The sequence below is a fragment of the Mesorhizobium sp. M0207 genome (assembly GCF_040321995.1).
Classification (GTDB): Bacteria; Pseudomonadota; Alphaproteobacteria; order Rhizobiales; family Rhizobiaceae; genus Mesorhizobium.
This window is the reverse complement of the sequence record NZ_JAMYSQ010000004.1, coordinates 138310-158376: the sequence shown is the minus strand read 5'-3', so window position 1 is coordinate 158376 and position 20067 is coordinate 138310. Positions and strand designations below refer to the sequence as shown.

20 protein-coding genes and 1 pseudogene are annotated in these 20067 nt (G+C 62.9%); 14 read left to right on the top strand and 7 right to left on the bottom strand.

What is annotated here, in order from left to right; translation table 11 throughout:
* Nucleotides 1-109: 109 nt before the first annotated feature.
* The 3 genes from NKJ15_RS08875 to NKJ15_RS08865 all read left to right on the top strand — a co-directional run bounded on the left by NKJ15_RS08875 (nucleotide 110) and on the right by NKJ15_RS08865 (nucleotide 2851).
* Nucleotides 110-994 carry a DMT family transporter gene (locus tag NKJ15_RS08875; RefSeq protein ID WP_352540309.1) on the top strand — a complete coding sequence of 295 codons (885 nt, stop codon included), beginning with the start codon at nucleotides 110-112 and terminating at the stop codon, nucleotides 992-994.
* Between the two features lie 176 nt (nucleotides 995-1170).
* The gene (locus tag NKJ15_RS08870) at nucleotides 1171-1818 is read left to right on the top strand and encodes a thiamine phosphate synthase (RefSeq protein ID WP_352814897.1); all 648 of its coding nucleotides are present in this window, start codon (nucleotides 1171-1173) and stop codon (nucleotides 1816-1818) included.
* A gap of 1 nt (nucleotide 1819) precedes the next feature.
* Complete coding sequence (locus NKJ15_RS08865; RefSeq protein WP_352814895.1) at nucleotides 1820-2851, top strand: tetratricopeptide repeat protein; 1032 nt, start codon at nucleotides 1820-1822, stop codon at nucleotides 2849-2851.
* A gap of 42 nt (nucleotides 2852-2893) precedes the next feature.
* On the opposite strand, the gene NKJ15_RS08860 is transcribed toward NKJ15_RS08865, so the two are convergent.
* The gene (locus tag NKJ15_RS08860) at nucleotides 2894-3910 is read right to left on the bottom strand and encodes a zinc-dependent alcohol dehydrogenase family protein (protein ID WP_352768359.1); all 1017 of its coding nucleotides are present in this window, start codon (nucleotides 3908-3910) and stop codon (nucleotides 2894-2896) included.
* 112 nt (nucleotides 3911-4022) lie between these two features.
* On the opposite strand from NKJ15_RS08860, the gene NKJ15_RS08855 reads away from it, so the two are divergent.
* The 7 genes from NKJ15_RS08855 (at nucleotide 4023) to NKJ15_RS08825 (ending at nucleotide 10111) form a co-directional block, all read left to right on the top strand.
* A complete protein-coding gene (locus tag NKJ15_RS08855) occupies nucleotides 4023-4880 on the top strand; it encodes a LysR family transcriptional regulator (protein ID WP_352814893.1) in 858 nt (285 codons plus the stop codon).
* A 138-nt stretch (nucleotides 4881-5018) separates the two neighbouring features.
* Nucleotides 5019-5585 (top strand): elongation factor P, encoded by a 567-nt coding sequence (gene efp, locus NKJ15_RS08850; protein WP_023678016.1) that lies wholly within the window; start codon nucleotides 5019-5021, stop codon nucleotides 5583-5585.
* A gap of 81 nt (nucleotides 5586-5666) precedes the next feature.
* Complete coding sequence (locus NKJ15_RS08845; protein WP_023678017.1) at nucleotides 5667-6467, top strand: inositol monophosphatase family protein; 801 nt, start codon at nucleotides 5667-5669, stop codon at nucleotides 6465-6467.
* Between the two features lie 99 nt (nucleotides 6468-6566).
* Entirely contained in the window at nucleotides 6567-7274 is a 708-nt protein-coding gene (gene trhA, locus NKJ15_RS08840; RefSeq protein ID WP_352814891.1) for a PAQR family membrane homeostasis protein TrhA, read from the top strand.
* Nucleotides 7275-7389: 115 nt separating this feature from the next.
* The gene (locus NKJ15_RS08835; RefSeq protein WP_352471212.1) at nucleotides 7390-8415 is read left to right on the top strand and encodes a MotA/TolQ/ExbB proton channel family protein; all 1026 of its coding nucleotides are present in this window, start codon (nucleotides 7390-7392) and stop codon (nucleotides 8413-8415) included.
* A gap of 1 nt (nucleotide 8416) precedes the next feature.
* A complete protein-coding gene (locus NKJ15_RS08830; RefSeq protein WP_352683348.1) occupies nucleotides 8417-9448 on the top strand; it encodes a peptidoglycan -binding protein in 1032 nt (343 codons plus the stop codon).
* Nucleotides 9449-9712: 264 nt separating this feature from the next.
* A complete protein-coding gene (locus NKJ15_RS08825; RefSeq protein WP_352814889.1) occupies nucleotides 9713-10111 on the top strand; it encodes a hypothetical protein in 399 nt (132 codons plus the stop codon).
* A gap of 79 nt (nucleotides 10112-10190) precedes the next feature.
* Here NKJ15_RS08825 and NKJ15_RS08820 read toward each other — a convergent pair.
* Nucleotides 10191-10540: pseudogene (locus tag NKJ15_RS08820) on the bottom strand (DUF1304 domain-containing protein).
* Nucleotides 10541-10725: 185 nt separating this feature from the next.
* Here NKJ15_RS08820 and NKJ15_RS08815 point away from each other — a divergent pair.
* Both NKJ15_RS08815 and NKJ15_RS08810 read left to right on the top strand, forming a co-directional pair.
* A complete protein-coding gene (locus tag NKJ15_RS08815; RefSeq protein WP_352814887.1) occupies nucleotides 10726-12210 on the top strand; it encodes a carboxypeptidase M32 in 1485 nt (494 codons plus the stop codon).
* A gap of 206 nt (nucleotides 12211-12416) precedes the next feature.
* Nucleotides 12417-14444 carry a DUF3857 domain-containing protein gene (locus NKJ15_RS08810; protein ID WP_352814885.1) on the top strand — a complete coding sequence of 676 codons (2028 nt, stop codon included), beginning with the start codon at nucleotides 12417-12419 and terminating at the stop codon, nucleotides 14442-14444.
* A gap of 118 nt (nucleotides 14445-14562) precedes the next feature.
* Here NKJ15_RS08810 and NKJ15_RS08805 read toward each other — a convergent pair whose 3' ends face one another.
* A complete protein-coding gene (locus NKJ15_RS08805; protein WP_352814883.1) occupies nucleotides 14563-16365 on the bottom strand; it encodes an ABC transporter transmembrane domain-containing protein in 1803 nt (600 codons plus the stop codon).
* A gap of 204 nt (nucleotides 16366-16569) precedes the next feature.
* On the opposite strand from NKJ15_RS08805, the gene rpmE reads away from it, so the two are divergent.
* Nucleotides 16570-16791: a 50S ribosomal protein L31 gene (gene rpmE / locus NKJ15_RS08800; protein WP_006327661.1), complete on the top strand. Its 222-nt coding sequence runs from the start codon at nucleotides 16570-16572 to the stop codon at nucleotides 16789-16791.
* A gap of 69 nt (nucleotides 16792-16860) precedes the next feature.
* Here rpmE and NKJ15_RS08795 read toward each other — a convergent pair whose 3' ends face one another.
* Nucleotides 16861-17502 (bottom strand): TetR/AcrR family transcriptional regulator, encoded by a 642-nt coding sequence (locus NKJ15_RS08795; RefSeq protein ID WP_352540318.1) that lies wholly within the window; start codon nucleotides 17500-17502, stop codon nucleotides 16861-16863.
* A gap of 142 nt (nucleotides 17503-17644) precedes the next feature.
* On the opposite strand from NKJ15_RS08795, the gene NKJ15_RS08790 reads away from it, so the two are divergent.
* A complete protein-coding gene (locus NKJ15_RS08790; protein ID WP_352814881.1) occupies nucleotides 17645-18124 on the top strand; it encodes an anthrone oxygenase family protein in 480 nt (159 codons plus the stop codon).
* Between the two features lie 27 nt (nucleotides 18125-18151).
* On the opposite strand, the gene NKJ15_RS08785 is transcribed toward NKJ15_RS08790, so the two are convergent.
* The 3 genes from NKJ15_RS08785 to NKJ15_RS08775 form a co-directional block, all read right to left on the bottom strand.
* Nucleotides 18152-18460 carry an Rdx family protein gene (locus NKJ15_RS08785; RefSeq protein WP_352471220.1) on the bottom strand — a complete coding sequence of 103 codons (309 nt, stop codon included), beginning with the start codon at nucleotides 18458-18460 and terminating at the stop codon, nucleotides 18152-18154.
* Nucleotides 18461-18527: 67 nt separating this feature from the next.
* Entirely contained in the window at nucleotides 18528-19250 is a 723-nt protein-coding gene (locus tag NKJ15_RS08780; RefSeq protein ID WP_352814878.1) for an RDD family protein, read from the bottom strand.
* 66 nt (nucleotides 19251-19316) lie between these two features.
* Nucleotides 19317-20066 (bottom strand): YebC/PmpR family DNA-binding transcriptional regulator, encoded by a 750-nt coding sequence (locus NKJ15_RS08775; protein ID WP_352814876.1) that lies wholly within the window; start codon nucleotides 20064-20066, stop codon nucleotides 19317-19319.
* Between the last annotated feature and the right edge of the window lies 1 nt (nucleotide 20067).

Sequence of the window (20067 nt, the reverse complement as noted above, 5' to 3'; positions counted from 1 at the left end):
ATGTCTACCTAATTAAATGAGGTTCGTCCTGCATATCACCAGCTGCAAGTCATGGAAATACCCGATCCGCCGTGGGATTATAAAATCTCAACGGGTTTCAGGAGCATCCATGGACAACACGGTACGCGGCACGATCGAAATGACGGCGGCGATGGCGATCCTCGGCACGATCGGCTGGTTCGTCGTCCTTTCCGGCCAGCCCATCATGGACGTGGTGTTCTGGCGCTGTGCTTTCGGGGCGGTAACGCTGCTGATCATCTGCGCGGCGCTGGGACTGCTGCGTGGCAGGCTGTCGCTTCGCATCGTCGCGATCGCGGCTCTTGGCGGTGCTGCCATCGTTATCAACTGGCTGTTGCTGTTCAGCGCGTTTTCCCGCGCGTCGATCTCGATCGCCACGGCCGTTTACAACACGCAGCCCTTCATGCTGGTGGGTTTTGGCGCGCTCTTCTTCTCCGAACGGCTGACGGTGACCAAGCTGACCTGGCTCGGCATCGCCTTCGCCGGCATGCTGCTGATCGTGCAAGCCGCGCCCGATGCAGGCGATCATGGTACGGATTACTTTACCGGCATTGCGATGGCGCTGGCCGCGGCTTTCTTCTGGGCCGTTGCGGCTATCGTCACCAAGAAGCTCAAAGGCACGCCGCCGCACCTGATCGCCCTGATCCAGGTCTGCGTCGGCGTTCTCATGCTGGCACCCTTCGCCAATCTCACCCACCTTCCCGCCGATGCGCGAAGCTGGGTCATGCTGGCGACGCTCGGCATCGTCCATACCGGCCTGATGTACATCCTCATGTACGGCGCCATCCAGAAGCTGCCGACGCATCTGCAGGGATCGCTGTCCTTCATCTATCCCGTCGTCGCCATCCTCGTCGATGTCGTCGCCTTCGGCCATCGGCTGCATCCGGCGCAGATCGTCGGCGCCGCCGCCATCCTGGTCGCCGCCGCCGGCATGAATCTCGGCTGGTCGCTGTGGAAATCGAAGGTGCCTGCGTAGGGCCGCAAGCGACCAGGCGAGGAGAATTTCGGCCAACGGCAGTCATGCGCCGAGCCCTATGGAATCGTTGACGGCAATCGTGATCCCCCTGCCGCCTGTTCAATCCCCGCACTTTGCTCTATGCCGCAATGCAACCATCTTCGCCCGGCATAGGCGATAACCGGGATCGAACACCAATGAATGACGCAACGCCGCCCAACCGCTGCCGTATCGTGCTGATCGCGCCGCCGAACGTGCCGGCCGAGCGCATCGCCGCGGCCTTCGACGGCGGTGACGTCGCCTCGCTTATCCTGCCGGAAAACGGTATGGACGAGGCCTCTTTCCAAGCCTTTGCCGAGCAGATCGTGCCGGTGGCGCAAGCGGCCGGCATTGCCGTCATCATTGCCGGCGACACCCGCATCGCCGGCCGCGTCCAGGCCGACGGCATTCATGTCGAGGTCGGCAAGGACGAGCTCGCCGATACGATCGAACATTTCCAGGCCAGGATGATGGTCGGCACCGGCGGCGCCAAGACCCGCGACGATGCGCTGGAACTCGGCGAGGTCAGGCCTGATTACATTTTCTTCGGCCGTTTCGGCTACGACAACAAGCCTGAGCCGCACCCGCGCAACCTGTCGCTCGGGCAATGGTGGGCGGACGTCATCCAGATCCCCTGCATCGTCATGGCCGGATCCGATCTTGCCTCGGTGGAAGCGGTCGCCGCCACCGGCGCTGAATTCGTGGCGCTGTCCAGCGCCGTTTTTGCCGACGGCGTCGATCCGAAGATGGCGGTTGCCGCCGCCAACGCGCTGCTCGACGAAACCGCGCCGCGCTTCGAGGACTGACGTGCTCTCGCGGAAAATCCTTTTCAGCGCCTTTCTCGCAACGGCCGTGACGCAGGCGATAGCGGCGGAACCCGTTCCGCTGCCGCAGCCCAGGCCGGATTCCAGCGAACCTGCCGACAAGCCGATCGCCGCACAATTGCCGCAGCCCGCCACCACCGCCCCGTTGCCGTCGGCCGACACCATCAACCCCGACCGCTTCGGCGCAAAGCCGTCCGATGCTGCCTACGGCGCCTTTCAGCGCGGGCTCTACAAGACGGCCTACAACCTTGCGCTTTCGCGCGCTCAAAACGGCGATCCGGCGGCACAGACGCTGGTGGCCGAGATATTGTCGCGCGGCCTCGGCGTGCCGGTCGACGCGGCAGGGGCGGCGAAGTGGTATGCGCTTGCCGCCGAGCAGGGCGTCCCGGAATCGCAATTCCAGTATGCACTGATGCTGCTCGACGGCCGCTACGTCAAAAAGGACGAGAAGGAGGCCTATGCGCTGATGCAGGCCGCCGCCGAGGCCGGCAACCGCCTGGCGCAGTTCAATTTTGCGCAGCTGATGGTCGAACAGGAGCCCGGCGATGCCGGTATTGCCAAAGCCGTATCCTATTACGAGCGCGCTGCCGCGACCGGGCTTGCCGACGCACAATATGCGATGGCACAGGTCTACGCCAATGGCGCCGGCGGCAAGCCGCGCGACGATGTCCGCGCCCGCAGCCTGCTGGCACAGGCCGCGCGGCAGAACTACGACACGGCACAGATCGATCTCGCAACCTGGATGATCGAGGGGCGCGGCGGCGCCCGCGACCTGAAATCCGGCTTCAACTGGATGAAGCAGGCCGCCGAGGGCGGCAATGTCGCCGCCCAGAACCGTCTCGCCAAGCTCTACATGAACGGCATCGGCACCGACCCGGATCTGATCCTCGCTGGCGCCTGGTATGTTGTCGCCCGCCGCGCCGGGCTCATCGACCAAGAGATGGACGATTTCCTGCAGGGCCTGACCGACGACCAGACGCAGCAGGCGCTGCAACGGGCCAACCGCCTGCCCTGACCGCGGTCTCGAGACTCATCGCACCGGGCTCGTCAGGCGGGCTCATTGCGTATGATCGAGCACGACCTTGCCGAAGGGCGAGCCGTGTTCAAGGTACCGAAAGGCTTCGGCGGCCCGGCTCCATGGCACGACCCGGTCGATCACCGGTCTCAACCGGTTGACGACAATGGCTCGGTTCATCGCCTCGAAGGATTCGCGTGAGCCCACCGGTATGCCTCGCGCCCGGACCTGCCGGCGGAAGATGTCGAGCGGGTTGATGGCGCCGTCACTGCCGCCGAGATAGCCGATGACGTTGATCTGGGCGCCGCGCGCCGTTGCCCTCAGCGATTGTGCAAAACTCTGCGGTCCGCCAACCTCGATGATATGGTCGGCGCCGCGGCCATCCGTCAATCCCAGCACGGCCGATGCCCAATCGGGGACGCTGCGATAGTTCACGCCATCCTGCGCGCCAAGTTGCTTTGCCCGCGCAAGCTTCTCATCGCTGCTCGACGTCACGATGACGCGCGCCCCGGCAGCGGCGGCGAACTGCACCGCAAACAGCGAAACGCCGCCGGTGCCGAGGCAAAGCACGGTGTCGCCGGGTTTGACGCTGCCTTCCGTAAACAGCGCGTGCCATGCCGTCACGCCGGCGCATGGCAGCGTCGCCGCCTCGAGGTCGCTCAGATTGGCCGGCGCCAGCACCGCCGCCTGTTCGTCGAGCCGGGCAAATTCGCTGAGCAGCCCGTCGATCGGGCCGCCACGTTGATAGGAGGGCTCGGCCATCGCGAAACTGCCGCCGACCCAGCGTTGCCAGAACGTGCCGCAGACCCGGTCGCCGATCTTGAACCGGCTGACCTCGGCGCCGATGGCAACGACTTCGCCGACGCCGTCCGACAGCGGCACCAGCGGCAATGCAAACTTCGTGTGATAGCTGCCGCGGACGATCTCGGCATCGCGGTAGTTCAGCGCCGTCGCCTTGACCTTCACAATCATCTCCTGGCGCCCCGGTTCAGGCATCGGCCGCTCGACCATTCTGAGGCTCTTGAGGCCGCCCGGGCTCTGCAATTCGATCGCTTTCATCGTCGTTCCTTTTCAGCTGGGTCCTGCCAGAGGAAAATCGCTTGCCATCCACCGGATTTCAAATTCATAATGTTCAGCATAATTATGCTTCTATGACATGTTCGGGTGTGTCGTGCTTGAAGAACTGAAAACACTGGCCCTCTTTGCCGAGGAGGGTTCGATTCAGAAGGTGGCTCGACGCCTGCCGTTGACGCAGCCGGCCGTCACCCGCCAGATCCAGCGGCTGGAGGAGATGCTCGGCACGGAATTGCTCGACCGCCGGCTAAAGCCGTCGCGACTGACCCCGGCCGGCGTAGAGGTGCTGGCACGCGGCAAGGACATTCTCGCCGCCGTCGACGCGCTGAGATCATTCGCCAAGGGCAACGAGCCGGAGGGCCTGCTGCGGCTCGGCCTCGCGCATGGACTTTGCGACAAAGCCGTGGCCGCCGCCATTGCTGATGCCGTGGCGCGGTTTCCGAAGGTTTCGCTGCGTCTGAAGAGCGGCTGGAGTCTTGAGCTGGCCGACCAGCACAAGCGCGGACAGCTCGACCTCGCCTTCATCCTGGACGGCAGCAATTCCAAAACTGGAGACGGCGTTGTCGGAACCGAGCCCCTCGGCATCATCGCTGCCGAAAACACCAGCCGGCAAGCCGACGTCAAGACCACGCCCTGGGTCCTCAGCCCTGAACCCTGCGACGCGCGCCGGCGGCTGGCGGCTGCCCTGGCCGAGGACGGCCACAGGTTGATGGTTGGCGCCGAGATTCAGGACAGCGCGCTGCAGATCGACTGGGTTCGTCGAGGCCAAGGCCTTGGCCTGCTGCCCAGGCGGCTGCTGCGGGAAAAGCTGCCGCAGGGCATTGCCCTGGTCGACGCTCCCGGCCTCGAGCTGTCGCTGCGAATTGTCGTCCTGCGTTCGCCGCACCTGCATCTTTTGAGAGAGGTCGCCGACGCAGTGACCGAGGCCGTCACCGCGACTGTCAGGACGGACTGAGGCCGCCACGCCGCGCTGCCGGGCCAGCTTCGTTCCCGCTTCATCGGAAGGCGCTCCTTGCCTCTGCTGGCGATTTGTGGTCTTGGAGGCGCCAAATTGCCCTTTGCGGCGATCATCTCATTTCCGGATCACCTCACCATGGCCAAGATCAATGGCAACGAAATCCGTCCCGGCAACGTCATCGAGCACGATGGCGGCCTTTGGGTGGCGGTCAGGACCAACACCGTCAAGCCCGGCAAGGGCGGCGCCTACAACCAGGTCGAACTCAAGAACCTGATCAACGGCACCAAGCTCAACGAGCGCTTCCGTTCGGCCGAGACGGTCGAGCAGATCCGGCTCGATCTGAAGGATTTTTCTTTCCTCTACGAGCAGGGCGACGCGCTGGTGTTCATGGACACCGAAAGCTACGAGCAGCTCGAATTGCAAAAGGAGTTCGTCGGCGATCGCGCCGCCTTCCTGCAGGACGGCATGATGGTGACGGTCCAGCTCTATGACGAAAGGCCGATCGGTATTTCGCTGCCCGACCAGGTGACGCTGACCATCACCGAGGCCGACCCGGTGGTGAGGGGCCAGACGGCAGCCTCGTCCTACAAGCCGGCGATACTCGAAAACGGCATCCGCGTGCTGGTGCCGCCGTTCATCGGCTCGGGCGAGCGCATCATCGTCGATACCAACGAAATCACTTACGTGCGCCGCGCCGACTGAGGCGTGATCCCAAAGAGTTGCAGACTCTTTGGATAAGATCATGCGTCAAGGCAGATAGGCGCAGCGACAGGAAGAACAGCAATGGCGCGTTCCGCGATCCTCAATGTCATGGTCCAGGCCGCAATGAAGGCCGGCCGCTCGCTGTCGCGTGACTTCGGCGAAGTGCAGAACCTGCAGGTCTCGATGAAGGGGCCGGGCGACTATGTCAGCCAGGCCGACCGCAAGGCCGAAGACATCGTCTTTGCCGAACTCTCCAAGGCGCGGCCCGGCTACGCCTTCCTGATGGAGGAACGCGGCGTGATCGAGGGCGACGACGGCCAGCACCGCTGGATCGTCGACCCGCTCGACGGCACCACCAATTTCCTGCACGGCATTCCGCTCTTTGCCGTTTCGATCGCGCTGGAGCGCCAGGGCCAGATCGTCGCCGGCGTTGTCTACAATCCGGCGATGGATGAGCTCTATACCGCCGAGCGCGGCGGCGGCGCTTTCATGAACGACCGCCGGCTGCGCGTCGCCGGCCGCACCAAGCTGGTCGATGCGGTGATCGGCTGCGGCATGCCGCATCTCGGGCGTGGCCAGCACGGCAATTTCCTCATCGAGTTGCGCAATGTCATGGCCGAGGTCTCTGGCGTCCGCCGTCTCGGCTCCGCCTCGCTCGATCTCGCCTACGTCGCCGCTGGCCGCATGGACGGGTTCTGGGAAACCGGCCTGTCGGCCTGGGATGTCGCCGCCGGCATTTTGCTGATCCGCGAGGCGGGCGGGTTCGTCTCCGATTTCGCCGGGGGACAGGATGTGCTGAACGCCGGTTCACTCGTCGCCGGCAACGAACTCATCCAGCGCGCGCTGTTGAAGACTATCAAAAGGCCACTCTCAGCCGGCTGATAGAGGCACACCGCGCTGAACCGCCGCAGTCGCAAAACCGCAACCAAAGCTTGAAATACTGTCCCGCGGCCGCCCAGATAAGGTGGCGCAGGACCATCGATGACGAACAGCCGGCCCCAACCCCAGCGCGAACTCTCCCAGCTCGACATTCCCTTCATGGGGCGCTGGCATTACTCGCGCGCCGAGATCATCGCCGACGGCATTGTCCACGCCGTGGGCATCGTGCTGGCGATCGCTGCCGGCTCGACGCTGCTGGCACTGGCCGCCTATCGAACCGGCCCCGGCGAATACGTCGCCGCCGCCTTCTATGTAGTCTCGCTGCTCACCGTGCTGTCGGTTTCGCTGGCCTACAATGTCTGGCCGGTGTCGTCGCCGGCAAAATGGATATTGCGGCGCTTCGACCATGCCGCGATCTATCTGCTGATCGCTGCCACCTACACGCCTTTCCTGGCGCAGCTCGGCGGCTCGCCGCTGGCCGTTTCCATGATCGTCCTGGTCTGGACCGCCGCGGCGGTCGGCATCGCCATCAAGGTCTTTCTTCCCGGCCGTTTCGACCGGCTGGCGATCGTCTTCTACCTTGCCATCGGCTGGAGCGGCATCGTTCTGGTGGAGCCGCTCGTGCGGACGCTGCCGGCGACATCGATCGCGCTCATCGTTGCCGGCGGCATCGTCTACTCCTGTGGCGTGATCTTCTTCGCCTGGAAGGGCCTGCGTTTCCACAATGCGCTGTGGCATGGCTTTGTCGTCATCGGCGCCGGCCTGCATCTGGCCGCCATGGTCGACTGCCTGGTCATCAACCGGCTTTGACCTCCGGTCGCGGACAGTGGCAATATTGCCAAGCGCCATTCAATTTCGTCACAATTCCGTTTAGAGTCGCAAACACAAATTGATCGGCGGCGACGGCATCGGAAACGGGGCACGGATGACTCTTCTCAGATCCTTCGGCATGGGCAGGCGCTCCGACGTTCTGATCTACGACCCGCACAAATTGTCGAGCCCGCAGGTGTTTCTGCTGACCATGGTGATCTTCCTGTTCATCGTGGCCTTCATAGCCGCCATCCTGACCCGCCAGATCTCGACCGCCTTCGTCACCAATCCCGGCCTCAACGGCCTGATCATCGGCGTGCTGGCGGTCGGCATCCTGCTGGCCTTCGTCCAGGTCGGCCGGCTGTTCCGCGAGGTGCGCTGGGTCAACTCGTTCCGCGCCGGCTCCGAAACCACCGAACCGGTGCTGCTGGCGCCGATGAAGGCGATGATCGGCCGCTCCTCGACGATTGCCTTCTCGACCAGTTCGATGCGCACCATGCTGGATTCGATCGCCACCCGGCTCGACGAAAGCCGCGACACGTCGCGCTATCTTGTCGGACTGCTGGTGTTCCTCGGCCTGCTCGGCACCTTCTGGGGCCTGCTCAACACGATCGGCTCGATCCGCGAAACCATCGAGTCGCTCGATCCCGGCACCGGCGATGCCGCGGCCGTGCTCGAATCCCTGAAGCAGGGGCTTTCCGCTCCGTTGGCCGGCATGGGCACCGCCTTCTCGTCCTCTCTGTTCGGCCTCTCCGGCTCGCTGGTGCTCGGCTTCCTCGACCTGCAGGCCGGCCGCGCCCAGACGCGCTTCTATACCGAACTCGAAAACTGGCTGTCCTCGGTCACCGACCTGTCCTCCGACATCGTCGTTGCCGACACGGCCAAGACCGAACCCTCCGAGGAAATCCGGCTGTTGTCGGAAAAGCTGCGCACTCTGCAGGAGAATGGCGGCGGCTCCAATCCGCGCGTCGCCACCGCCATGGCCAATCTCGCCGACGGCATTTCCGGCCTGGTCAAGAACATGCGCTCGGAACAGCAGATCATGCGCGACTGGGTCGAGGCCCAGTCGGACGAGCAGAAGGCGATGCGCAACACCCTGGAGAAGATCGCCGACGCCTTGAAGAAGCCTGGAGTGCATTGACGTGGCGTTGGCACGAGGCCGGCGCTCCGACCGCCGCATCGATTACTGGCCGGGGTTCGTCGATGCGCTGTCGACGCTGCTGTTGGCGATCATGTTCCTGCTGACTGTTTTCGTGCTGGCGCAGTTCCTGCTCGGCCGCGAGATCTCCGGCAAGGACACGGTGCTCAACCGCCTCAATTCGCAGATCAACGAGTTGACCCAGCTTCTGGCGCTGGAGCGCTCGACGACGCAGGACAAGGAGGACACCCTTGCCAATTTGCAGGCATCGCTGTCTGCATCGGAGGCGGAAAAGAGCCGGCTCGAGCAATTGCTGGCGCAAGGCGCCGGTGCCGGCGATGCCGCCAACCAGCGCGCGACGGCACTTTCCGGCGAGCTCGACAGCCAGCGCCAGATCAGCCAGCAGGCGCTGAGCCAGGTCGAGATCCTCAACCAGCAGATTTCGGCGCTGCGCAGGCAGATCGCAGCGCTCGAACAAGCGCTCGACGTGTCCGAAACGCGCGACCGCGAATCCAACACCAAGATCGCCGATCTCGGCCGCCGCCTCAATGTCGCACTGGCGCAACGCGTGCAGGAGCTAAACCGCTACCGCTCCGATTTCTTCGGCCGCTTGCGTGAAATTCTTGCCGACCGCGAGAACATCCGCATCGTCGGCGACCGCTTCGTCTTCCAGTCGGAAGTGCTTTTCCCGACCGGCTCCGAGGTGATCAACGATGCCGGCAAGCTCGAGATGAAGAAGCTGGCCGATGCCATCATCGAATTGCAAAAGGAAATCCCGCCGGAGATCAACTGGGTGCTGCGCGTCGATGGCCACACCGACAACAAGCCGCTCTCCGGCACCGGCCGCTACCGCGACAATTGGGAATTGTCGACGGCGCGCTCGACATCGGTGGTCAAGTTCCTGATCGAGAACGGTGTGCCGGCCAACCGGCTGGTCGCGGCCGGCTTCGGCGAATTCCAGCCGCTCGACCCCGCCGATACCGAAGAGGCGCGCAACAAGAACCGCCGTATCGAGTTGAAGCTGACCGAGCGGTGATCTGCAAGCCTTTGGCTTGTATCATGCGCCAGGTCGAGCCGGCTCAAGTCGGCGGCATTTAGGGCACTGGTGCGGCAGCGGCAAGAGCTGAAAAAATTACCTTTTTTTAATTACACTATGCCGCCGTGGCCTTTTAGCCTTGGTCATGGGCCGAGAACCGCCGGCGGTGGAACCGCTCATCGCGACGCGACGGAACCTGACGGCCCGCGGCCGGAAGGCAGAACCCTCCCAACCACCGCCTTCCCCAGTAACGGAGACGCAACCATGCGCTTCTTCGCTCCCAGGAATCTCAGGACTGCTACGCTCGCCACACTTCTCCTCGCCGTTCCGTTTGCTGGCGCTTACGCCGGCCCGCGTGAGACGGCCTTGATCAATCAGATCCAGAGTGTGGAGACCGGTATCCAGGGCGCCATCCGGGCGAACAAGCTCGAGCCGGGCGAGGCGCGCGACTTGCGCACGCAGGTCGCTCAACTCGATCGGGCCGCCCAGAGGGCCGCTCGCCGTGGAACGATGCCGAGCACGCAATATCAGCAGTTGCTGGCGCAGCTCGACGATGTCAGCCAAAAGCTGCGCGCTGACACCGGCAGTGCCTTCCTCATCGGCAACGGCGCCGATGGCGGATACTATCCCAACGGCTATGGCCCAACTTATCCAGGCGGCTGAAATCGGTCGCAGCGCCCGGCGCTGTGGCAATGGATTTTGCGCATGATCCTTTTCCAGCTTTCGGTTCGGGGATCATGCGCTAGCCCAACGCCAGCGCAATCAGCGCCAGTACTGCCGGCACTGTCTCGATGAACAGGATTTTGCGGCCCGCCGTTGCCGCGCCGTAAAGGCCGGCGACGGCGACGCAGAGCAGGAAGAAGACTTTGAACGGGAAACCGGCTTCGCCGAGGTAAAGCCCCAGATCAGCCCGGCTGCGAGAAAGCCGTTGTAAAGCCCTTGATTGTCAGCAAGCACTTTCGAGGCCCTGGCGAATTCCGGCGTCAGCCTGAACACCATGTGGCCGCGCGGCGTGTCCCACAGCACCATCTCCAGATAGGCGATGCAGAGGTGGATCACGGCCACCAGCCCGACCAGCACATTGGCGATCACGTTTCGTCTCCCCCATCGCGGTCTGCCGCCGCCGGACGACATTGATCACGCACGCCACCGCTTCCGCGAGGTGCCTTTCGACCGTTGCGGCCGGCAGTCGATGCATCGGTCGCGGACGGTCTTCAGGGGTTGCCAACAGTTTTGCATTGGTATCTTTTCCCGCCGTCAAATCAGCGGAACCCACAATGTCCTTTCAGAAACTCGACGACCTCGGCCACAAGCTCGAAGCGCTGGAACACGCCCTCGCCATCCTCGGCGCCGACGAGGCGACCCATATGGCGGTCGGCGGCGGCGAGAAGCGCGCAGAGGCAATGTCGGCGCTTGCCGGCATGCACCATGCCCGGGCGACTGCGCCGGAGATTGCCGACTGGATCGCGGCGGCCGAGCAGGAAGCGCTGAACGAAGAGCAGCAGGCCGCGGTCAGGGAATTCCGCCGGCAATACACCAACCTGACCTGCCTGCCGGTCGAGTTCGTCGAGCGCCAGACGACCGCGCGCATGCGCTCCGAGCAGCTCTGGCGCGACCTGCGCGCCAAGAACGACTGGGCCGGCTTCCTGCCGGCGCTGGAAGGCGTCGTGGCGCTGGTCCGCGAGGAGGCGGCCCTTCGCGCCGAGGTGCTCGGGCTCGAGCCTTACGACGCGCTGATGGAGCAATATGATCCGGGCAATCGCGCCGCCGACATCACGCCTGTGTTTGTCGAGTTGAAGACCTTCCTGAAAGGCTTCGTGCCGGAGGCACTGGCCGTGCAGGAAGAGCGGCTGGCGAAACATCCGCTGAAGCCGCTTTCCGGCAGCTACCCCTTGGACAAACAGCGCGAGCTCGGCCTCGCCATGATGGCGGCAGTCGGCTTCGACCTCACCCACGGCTCGCTGTCGGTTTCGCACCATCCGTTCTGCGGCGGCGTGCCGAGCGACGTGCGCATCACCACCCGCTACAAGACCTCGGATTTCCTGTCGGCGCTGATGGGCGTGCTGCACGAGACCGGCCATGCGCTGTACGAGCAGAATCTGCCGAAGGCGTGGGCGCACTGGCCGCTCGGCAGAGCGCGCGGCATGGCGGTGCATGAAAGCCAGAGCCTGTTCGTCGAAAAGCAGATCGGCCGCAATCCAGAATTCTGGCGCTGGGCGCTGCCGGTGGTCGAAAGACACCTCGGCGAGCGCTGGAGGATCGACGACATCCTGCCGCATGTGCACCGGGTCGAGCGCGGCCTGATCCGCGTCGATGCCGACGAGGTCACCTATCCGCTGCACGTCATCCTGCGTTACGAGCTGGAGCAGGAGCTTGTCTCGGGACGGCTGGAAGCAGCCGACCTGCCCGAAGCCTGGGATGCCAAGATGCGCGATTATCTCGGCCTGTCGACATCAGACAATCCGGCTGATGGTCCGATGCAGGACGTCCACTGGCCGGGTGCCGCCTTCGGCTATTTCCCCTCCTACACGCTGGGCGCCATGATGGCGGCGCAGCAATGGGCGGCGCTGACCAGGGATCATCCTTCAGCCGACGAAGACCTCGCCAAGGGAGATTTCGCCGCGATCAACGACTGGCGCCGCAAAAGGATCTGGTCGCAAGGCTCGCGCTGGTCGACGCCAGAACTGCTCGAACGCGCTACCGGCGAAAAGCTCAATGCCGTGCATTTCACCGATCACCTGAAGAAGCGGTACGGGAACTGAGCCGCTTCGTCTATTCCAGGTTCTTGCCGCGGTGACTGCAGAAATCCGCGAAACTGGCCTTTACTTTGGTGGGAAAGCCTCTGAAAAAGGAGTTCTTCCAAGTTGGGCGAGCGTAGATGTCTGTCTGTTACAGTTTTCATAGGATGAAGTCTTTCTGGCCCCGCTTGGTATTTTTCATCTTATTGATCGGCCTGAGTTCTCCGGCCATGGCCGACGACATGGTTCTCAAGGGTCCGGCAGAAAGCTGGGTAAAGCAGCTTGATATTCCGGCTGCCGATCCCACCCGATCGGATCAAATCAAGAATGGCGTTTCATGGCTGCTCTCGGACGACCAGATCAAGCATCGCGCCGGCGGCTATGTCGAGTACTCGCGCACCGTCTATAAGATCGTCGACCGTCCCGGCCTAGATCGTGGCGCGAGTATCGATCTGCAGTTCGATCCGTCCCGGCACAAGGTCACGCTCAACCATCTTCACATCATCCGCGATGGTGCCGTTCTGGACCGGCTGGAAGGCGTCGAATTCGACATCTTCCGCAGGGAAAGAGACGCCGAGAAGGGTGTCTTCGACGGCTGGCTGACTGCACATGTCAACATCGATGATGTGCGCACCGGCGACATCGTCGACTACGGGTCGACCTATGAGATAACGCCGCTGGTCGGCAAGGACCTTTTCTTCAAGAATTTCTCCACCGAATGGGAAGAGCCGGTAGCGCTTATCCGCACAAGCATCATTTGGCCTTCGGACCAGCCGCTCCAGATCAAGACACGGGGAACCCGACTCAAGCCCTCAATCTCCCCGACTGGGCCGGACACCACCTATCTATGGGAAGTTCCAAACCCGAAACCGGTCAATGTCGAAGACAACCTGCCCGTGACCTATCCAGGCTGGGGCTCCATCGATGTCGCGTCTACCGCGAATTGGCAAGGTGTGGTCGATGCCGTTGCGCCCTATTACAAGCCAGCGACCGTTTTTCCCCCGGCTTTTGCCGCAAAGCTCGACGACATCGCTCTGCGGCATCCGGTGCCCGAAGACCGCATGGTCGAGGCAATGCGGTTGGTGCAGGACCAGATCCGCTATGTAAGCCTGTCGATGGGTGCCGGTTCCTACGTTCCGCGTGATCCCGCGACGGTCATCCTGAGCGGGTTTGGTGACTGCAAGGACAAGGCCCTGCTGCTGGTTTCATCGCTTGTGCGGCTTGGCATTGCTGCCGAGGTCGCCTTGGCCGATCTCGACGAGGGACGGGCCCTGGACCAGCATCTGCCGGCGCTCCGCGATTTCGACCATGCCATCGTCAAGGCAAGGATCGGAGCAAAGACATATTGGCTGGACGCCACGAACTATCTTCAGGGCGGCAGGGCTCACAATCTCGCACAGCCCGACTACGGCTTCGCGCTGCCGCTTTCCAGCACCGGCGGGTTGGAGAAGATGCCGAGCCCTGTGCTTACCAGCCCATCGATCCAGATCGCCGAGGAATTCGACTTTCCGCGGAAACCGGGCGATCCCCTCGTGCTGACGGTCTTCTCGACATATGAGGACGCCGATGCCGATTGGATGCGCGGCAATTTCGCCAGCCGGTCGCTGAGCGAGGTGTCGGACGCCTACCTGAAATACTACAACAAGCAATATCCGGGCATCCAAACCATCGCCAAGCCGGAAATCGTGGATCGCCGCGACGGCAACATAGTGAGCGTGAAGGAAAGTTATCGCTTGCCGGCGGAAGCGCTGACGGCCAACGATCTGGCAAAGAATTTCCCGATCCGCGCGGCCGATCTCGGCAACAACTCTCTTCCAACCCCGACAATCGTCGACCGAACCGGGCCCGTCTCCCTCGGCCCCCAGTTCTACCGCCGCCACAAGGTGACCGTGCGCAACCTCAAGGCGAGGTTTTCCGGCGAGTCGATGAAAAACGTCGTGACGCCCTATCTGTCTCTCAAGGCATCCTGGTCCAACACGCCCACCGAATTTCAAGTTGAATGGAACTTTCAGACGCTGGCGACTGAAGTACCGGCCAAGGCGATTGCCGATTATCTGAAAACCGTCGATGACCTCGCAGACCAGGTTCGCTGGCAGTACGATTTTACCTATGAAGAGCCGCCTGCCGATGTGCAGCTCAGCGATCCGGCAAAGGAGCAGCGACAGACCGTCGCCAGCATGCTTTTGTTGTCGTTGCTTGTCGGCGTTCCCCTGTTCATCGCCTATCGACGCGGCAAACGCCGAGCTTTCGGTAGCTGAAGAATCTCGGCCGCCGCGGGGCACCATGATCCCGAAAAGTGGATGCCGGTTTTCGGAAAAGATCATGGTCAAACAAGAAGATGGAGCCTTATCCCGATTTCATCGGGATGGAGCGATGCTACTCGGCCGCGCCCCTGAAAGCACTCGCCCCGGTGTCGAACTGCAGCTTGGCCAGCCGCGCATAGATGCCGCCCTTGGCGACCAGGCTCTGATGCGTGCCTTCCTCGACGATGCGGCCGCCATCCATGACCAGGATGCGATCGGCCTTCAGCACGGTTGCCAGCCGATGGGCGATGACGATCGTGGTGCGGCCCTTCATCAGCCGGTCCAGCGCCGTCTGCACCAGCGTCTCGCTTTCGGCATCTAGCGCCGAGGTCGCCTCGTCGAGCAGCAGGATGGGCGCATCGCGCAAAATGGCGCGGGCGATCGCCACGCGCTGGCGCTGGCCGCCCGACAGCGTCACGCCGCGCTCGCCGACCTGGCTGTCATAGCCCTTTTCGAGTTTCAGGATGAACTCGTCGGCAAGCGCGTCCTTCGCCGCCGCCTCGATCTCGGCCTGGCTGGCGCCAGGCCGGCCAAAGCCGATATTGTCGCGCGCGCTTGCGGCAAAGATGGTGACGTCCTGCGGCACGATGGCGATGCGCGCGCGGATCGCCGCCGGATCGGCCTCGCGCAGATCGACCCCGTCGATGATGATCCCGCCGGACTCCGGATCGTAGAAGCGCAGAAGCAGCGAAAACACGGTGCTCTTGCCGGCGCCCGAGGGTCCGACGATCGCGACCGTCTCGCCGGGTTTGACCTGAAAGCTCAGGCCATGGACGGCGGCGCGGTCGGGCCGGGCCGGATAGGAGAAGGAGACATCGTCGAAGCTGATCGCACCTCTCGCCTTTGCCGGCAGCGGCTTCGGATCGGCGGGCGCCTGGATCGCGGGTTTCTCGGCCAGGATCTCGGTCAGCCGTTCGGCAGCGCCCGCTGCCTGGGAAAGTTCGCCCCAGACCTCCGACAGGGCGCCGAGCGCGCCGGCGGCGAACACCGAATAGAGCAGGAATTGACCGAGCGTGCCCGGCGACAGGGTGCCGTCGAGCACGTCGCGCGAACCGAACCACAGCACCGCCACGACTGACGAAAAGATCATGAAGATGGCGAAGAAGGTGAGAAAGGAGCGGGCAAAGATCGAGGCCCGCGCCGCTTCGAACGCTGCTTCCACGGCGGACGAAAAATATCTGGTTACAAGCTTCTCGTTGGTGAAGGCCTGCAGGGTGCGCACCGCGCCGATCTGCTCGCTGGCATAGGCGGTGGCATTGGCAAGCGTATCCTGCGCCAGTCGTGACTTGCGCCGCACCGAGCGGCCGAAGGCGACCAGCGGCAGCACGATTAGCGGAATGGCCGCGATGACCAGGCCGGACAGTTTTGGGCTGGTGAAGACCATCATCGCCACGGCGCCAAGGCCGAGGATGACGTTGCGCAAAGCCACCGAGGCGGTAGCACCGACGGCCGATTTGACCTGTGTCGTGTCGGCGGCGAGCCGCGAGACGATCTCGCCCGACTGGGCTGTATCGAAGAACGAGGGCGACAGCGTGGTGACGTGGGCAAAGACATCGCGGCGGATATCGGCAACGACGCGCTCGCCGAGCGTGATGACGAAATAGTAGCGGCTGGCCGATGCCGCCGCCAGCACGGCGGCCATCACCACCAGCATGGCGAAATATTCGGCAATGAAGCTGGAATCGGAAGCGGAAAAGCCGTGATCTATCATCCGCCGCACGGCCAGCGGCAGCGCCAGCGTCGTCGCCGCCGCGACGGCCAGTGAGACGATCGCGCCGATGACCATTTTGCGGTAATGGGTGATGTAGGGAAACAGGCGCTGCAGCGGCTTCAGCGAGCGCCTGCGCTCGTCTGCATCGCCGCTGATGTTCGCCATGACCGTTTCCTTTGGCCCTTTGAGGTTTGCGCCATCAATATGCGCTTGCCACGGCCTTGTGATTCAATTCCGGCTGATGTATAGGCTCGCCGACCGTTTTAGAAGCCGTGGCTCCTCAATAGCTGCGGCTTCGAGTTTTAAAAAGGGGCGCATCGACGCAGGCTTCAGCCCGTCGGCAGCACCCGGCAAGCCAGGAACAGACCCATGAAGACCGATATCCATCCCGACTACCACACCATCAAGGTCGTCATGACCGACGGCACCGAATACATGACCCGTTCGACCTGGGGCAAGGAAGGCGATACGATGAATCTCGATATCGACCCGACCACCCATCCGGCCTGGACCGGCGGCCAGCAGACCCTGCTCGACCGCGGTGGCCGCCTGTCGAAGTTCAAGAAGCGTTTCGAAGGCTTCGGCCTCTAAGCCGCATTGGCGTTTCGCAGATCGAGAAACCCGCCTTCGTGGCGGGTTTTTTGTTGGGAAAATACGGCCCTACTCGCCGAGCAACTCGCGCAGGGCCATCCGCTTGTAGGCAGCAACCAGCCGGTCGCCTTCTTGCCGCCCGACCGAGATCGCCAGCCGCATTGCGGCCTCGCCCATCTGCCAGATGAGAAACGCCGTCGTTTCGAGCGCTTCCGGATCGGCGGACGGCCGCAGCCGTTTCAGCACGGCTGTAAGGAATTCGGCGTTGGCCCGGCTGTCGGCAAGCTCGAGTTCGCGGAGCGCCTTGTCGGCCTGCGTGCCCGACCAGATGTCGCGCATCACCGGCTCCGCCAGGAACATTCCGTAGTAGATATCCACCAGTTCCGAAAATGCCCGGCGCAGGCCTTCGGCGTCATTGACCTCGGCTAGCGCTGCCGCAATGCAGGCCTGGCTTTCGGCGGTGTAGCGTTCGGCCAGCGCCCAGATGATCGCCCTCTTGTCGGGGAAGAACTGGTAGAGCGAGCCAATCGACACGCCGGCCCTCTCGGCCACCTCGCCCATGCGCATGGCGTCGCTGCCTTGCTCGGCGATCAACGCCGAGGCGGCGGCCAGCATGCGCTCGACCCGCTCGCGGCTGCGCTGCTGGCTCGGCGCCCGGCGCGGCGATGCGATCTGGCCGTTCTGTGAATCCGATACGGCAGAGCCTCCCATCACTGTCTCCAGACGAACAATCAACAAATTGCCTTGACTCGCAAAATACGAGGGTTTATCACGTTTTGCAAACATGAGGATTATTCACATTTGGTGGGCGTGCCAATCAAATTGCTCGAACCCCGAAACCGGAGGAACTGACATGATCATGAAACTGCTTCCCACCCTCACCTTCGTCGCTGCCATTGGCTCAGGCGTTGCCGGCGGCGTTTTCTTCGCCTTCTCCAACTTTATCATGCCGGCGCTCGCCCGCTTGCCTGCCGGAGGCGGCATCGCCGCCATGAATTCGATCAACATCACCGTGATTACGCCGGCATTCATGACCGCGCTTTTCGGCACCGGGCTGGTCTGTCTTGTCCTTGCCGCCGGCGCTCTTATCGGCTGGAGCCAACCGGGTGCATTCTGGCTCCTCGCCGGCGCCCTGATCTACCTCGTCGGCAACCCGATCGTGACGATGATGTTCAACGTGCCGCTTAACAACGCCCTGGCCGCGGTCGATCCGGCAAGCGCCAACGGCGCCGCGGTATGGGCCACCTATCTCAGGGACTGGGTGATGTGGAACCATGTCCGCACCATCACCGCCATCGTGGCGCTGGGCTGCTTCATCTTCGCATGGCGGTGAATGCAGGACGGAAGTCCTAAAAGGCCGTCAGGCAGGGTCTTTTGACTTATGGCCCTTGCGGTCGGCATGGCCCAGATCGCGATCCGGATCGATGACGTCGCGAACCAGTTGCTTGAGCTTTGCGGCGTCGGGAAAACCGCCGTCACGCTTGCGGTCCCAGACCAGCGTGTCATTGCAGGAAATGGTGAAGATGCCGCCGGTGCCGGGCACCAGCGTCACTTCGCCCAGATCGGTGCCGAAGGTGGACAGCAGCTCCTGCGCCATCCAGCCGGCCCTGAGCAGCCACTGGCACTGGATGCAATAGGTGATGCGGACGGTGGGCGCCTGTTCGCTCATGTCTCGGTCTCATCTGCGCGGACTGTGGTTACGGCAAATCGATCGTGTATCGGGTCGTTGCCAAGGGCTATGGATATTGCAATCCAGATCGGCCAGACCATAACCAAGACCAACGCGGCGTATGCACCGACAATCTCCAGCTGGGAGAAGTCCTGCGCGACCCAGGAGCGCTGCCCCAAGCCTGAAAAGCATACCACCCTCCTGTGAGCATTATAGGCAAAGCGCCGAGAAATTTCATTCCCTGCCGCCGAACAGCCTTTCGTACGGGTAGTCCGATTCTGTTTTTGTCATCCTGGTCATGCACTATGAGCGCCGCGAAGCGCTTGCCGATTGGCTGGCCGGAGGTCAACTCCATGACAAGGAGATAAGACGCGAGAACGATCAGCTCGAGGAAACCCAAATCCAACGCTGCCGGTCGGAAATTGCCCTGCGAATCCAAATCAAATGAGATGGAAGGATTTCCTTCAGACTGTGAGACCGAAGCCGTTCCCAGGGCCCATTCGGCGACCGTCAAACCGAACAGCGACGTTCTGCATACCTGCCAATCGTAACGGGCAAGTGATGGATCACTTGCTCCGTTTAACGAAGCCGCCTGACATATTCTCCAGTTCAACCAAAAGCTGCCTTTGACTCCGCCGTCAGTCAGCAGAAACAAACCCGCTACCAGTGCGTAAAGAGGTATCAGGACGATAAGATAGTCGATGATCGAAGCGAACAGCCGGAGCCATATGCCACCCTGGCGAGGCCAGGACATCGCGTCAGCAAAACGAGCCTCATCAGTGTCAGTCATCCGTCCCCCATCAGTAACTGACAGCTCTAGAAGAAAGGTTCGTAATCGGTGCGCGGCGTTCTGAACTTACGCCGCGCTGAGCTTTGCCAAGGTCTCCTCGTCGACCTCGAAATTGGCGTAGACGCTCTGCACGTCGTCGTCGTCCTCGAGCGTCGCGACCAGCTTCATCAGTGATTGTGCCCGCTCCTCGTCGACCGCGATATTGGTCTGCGGCTTCCAGATCGGCTTCACCGATTCAGCCTCGCCAAGCACGCCTTCCAGTGCCTTCGACACTTCGCCGAGATTCTCGAAGGCGCAATAGATCGTGTGGCCTTCCTCGTCCGACTGGACATCGTCGGCGCCGGCCTCGATCGCCGCGTCCATCACCTTCTCGGCGCTGCCGGCCGATGCCGGATAGTAGATCTCGCCGACGCGGTCCCACATGAACGATACCGAGCCGGTCTCGCCCATCGCCCCGCCCGCCTTGGTGAAGGCAGCGCGCACATTCGACGCCGAGCGGTTGCGGTTGTCGGTCAGCGCCTCGACGATCAGCGCGACGCCGCCTGGCCCGTAACCCTCGTAGCGCACGGCTTCGTAGGTCTCGGCATCGCCCATCGACGCCTTGTTGATGGCGCGCTGGATATTGTCCTTCGGCATCGACACCGCCTTGGCGTTCTGCACCGCAAGGCGCAGGCGCGGGTTCATCGATGGATCGGGCGTGCCGCTCTTGGCGGCGACGGTGATTTCGCGCGCCAGCTTGGAAAACATTTTCGACCGCACCGCATCCTGGCGGCCCTTGCGGTGCATGATGTTCTTGAACTGTGAATGGCCAGCCATG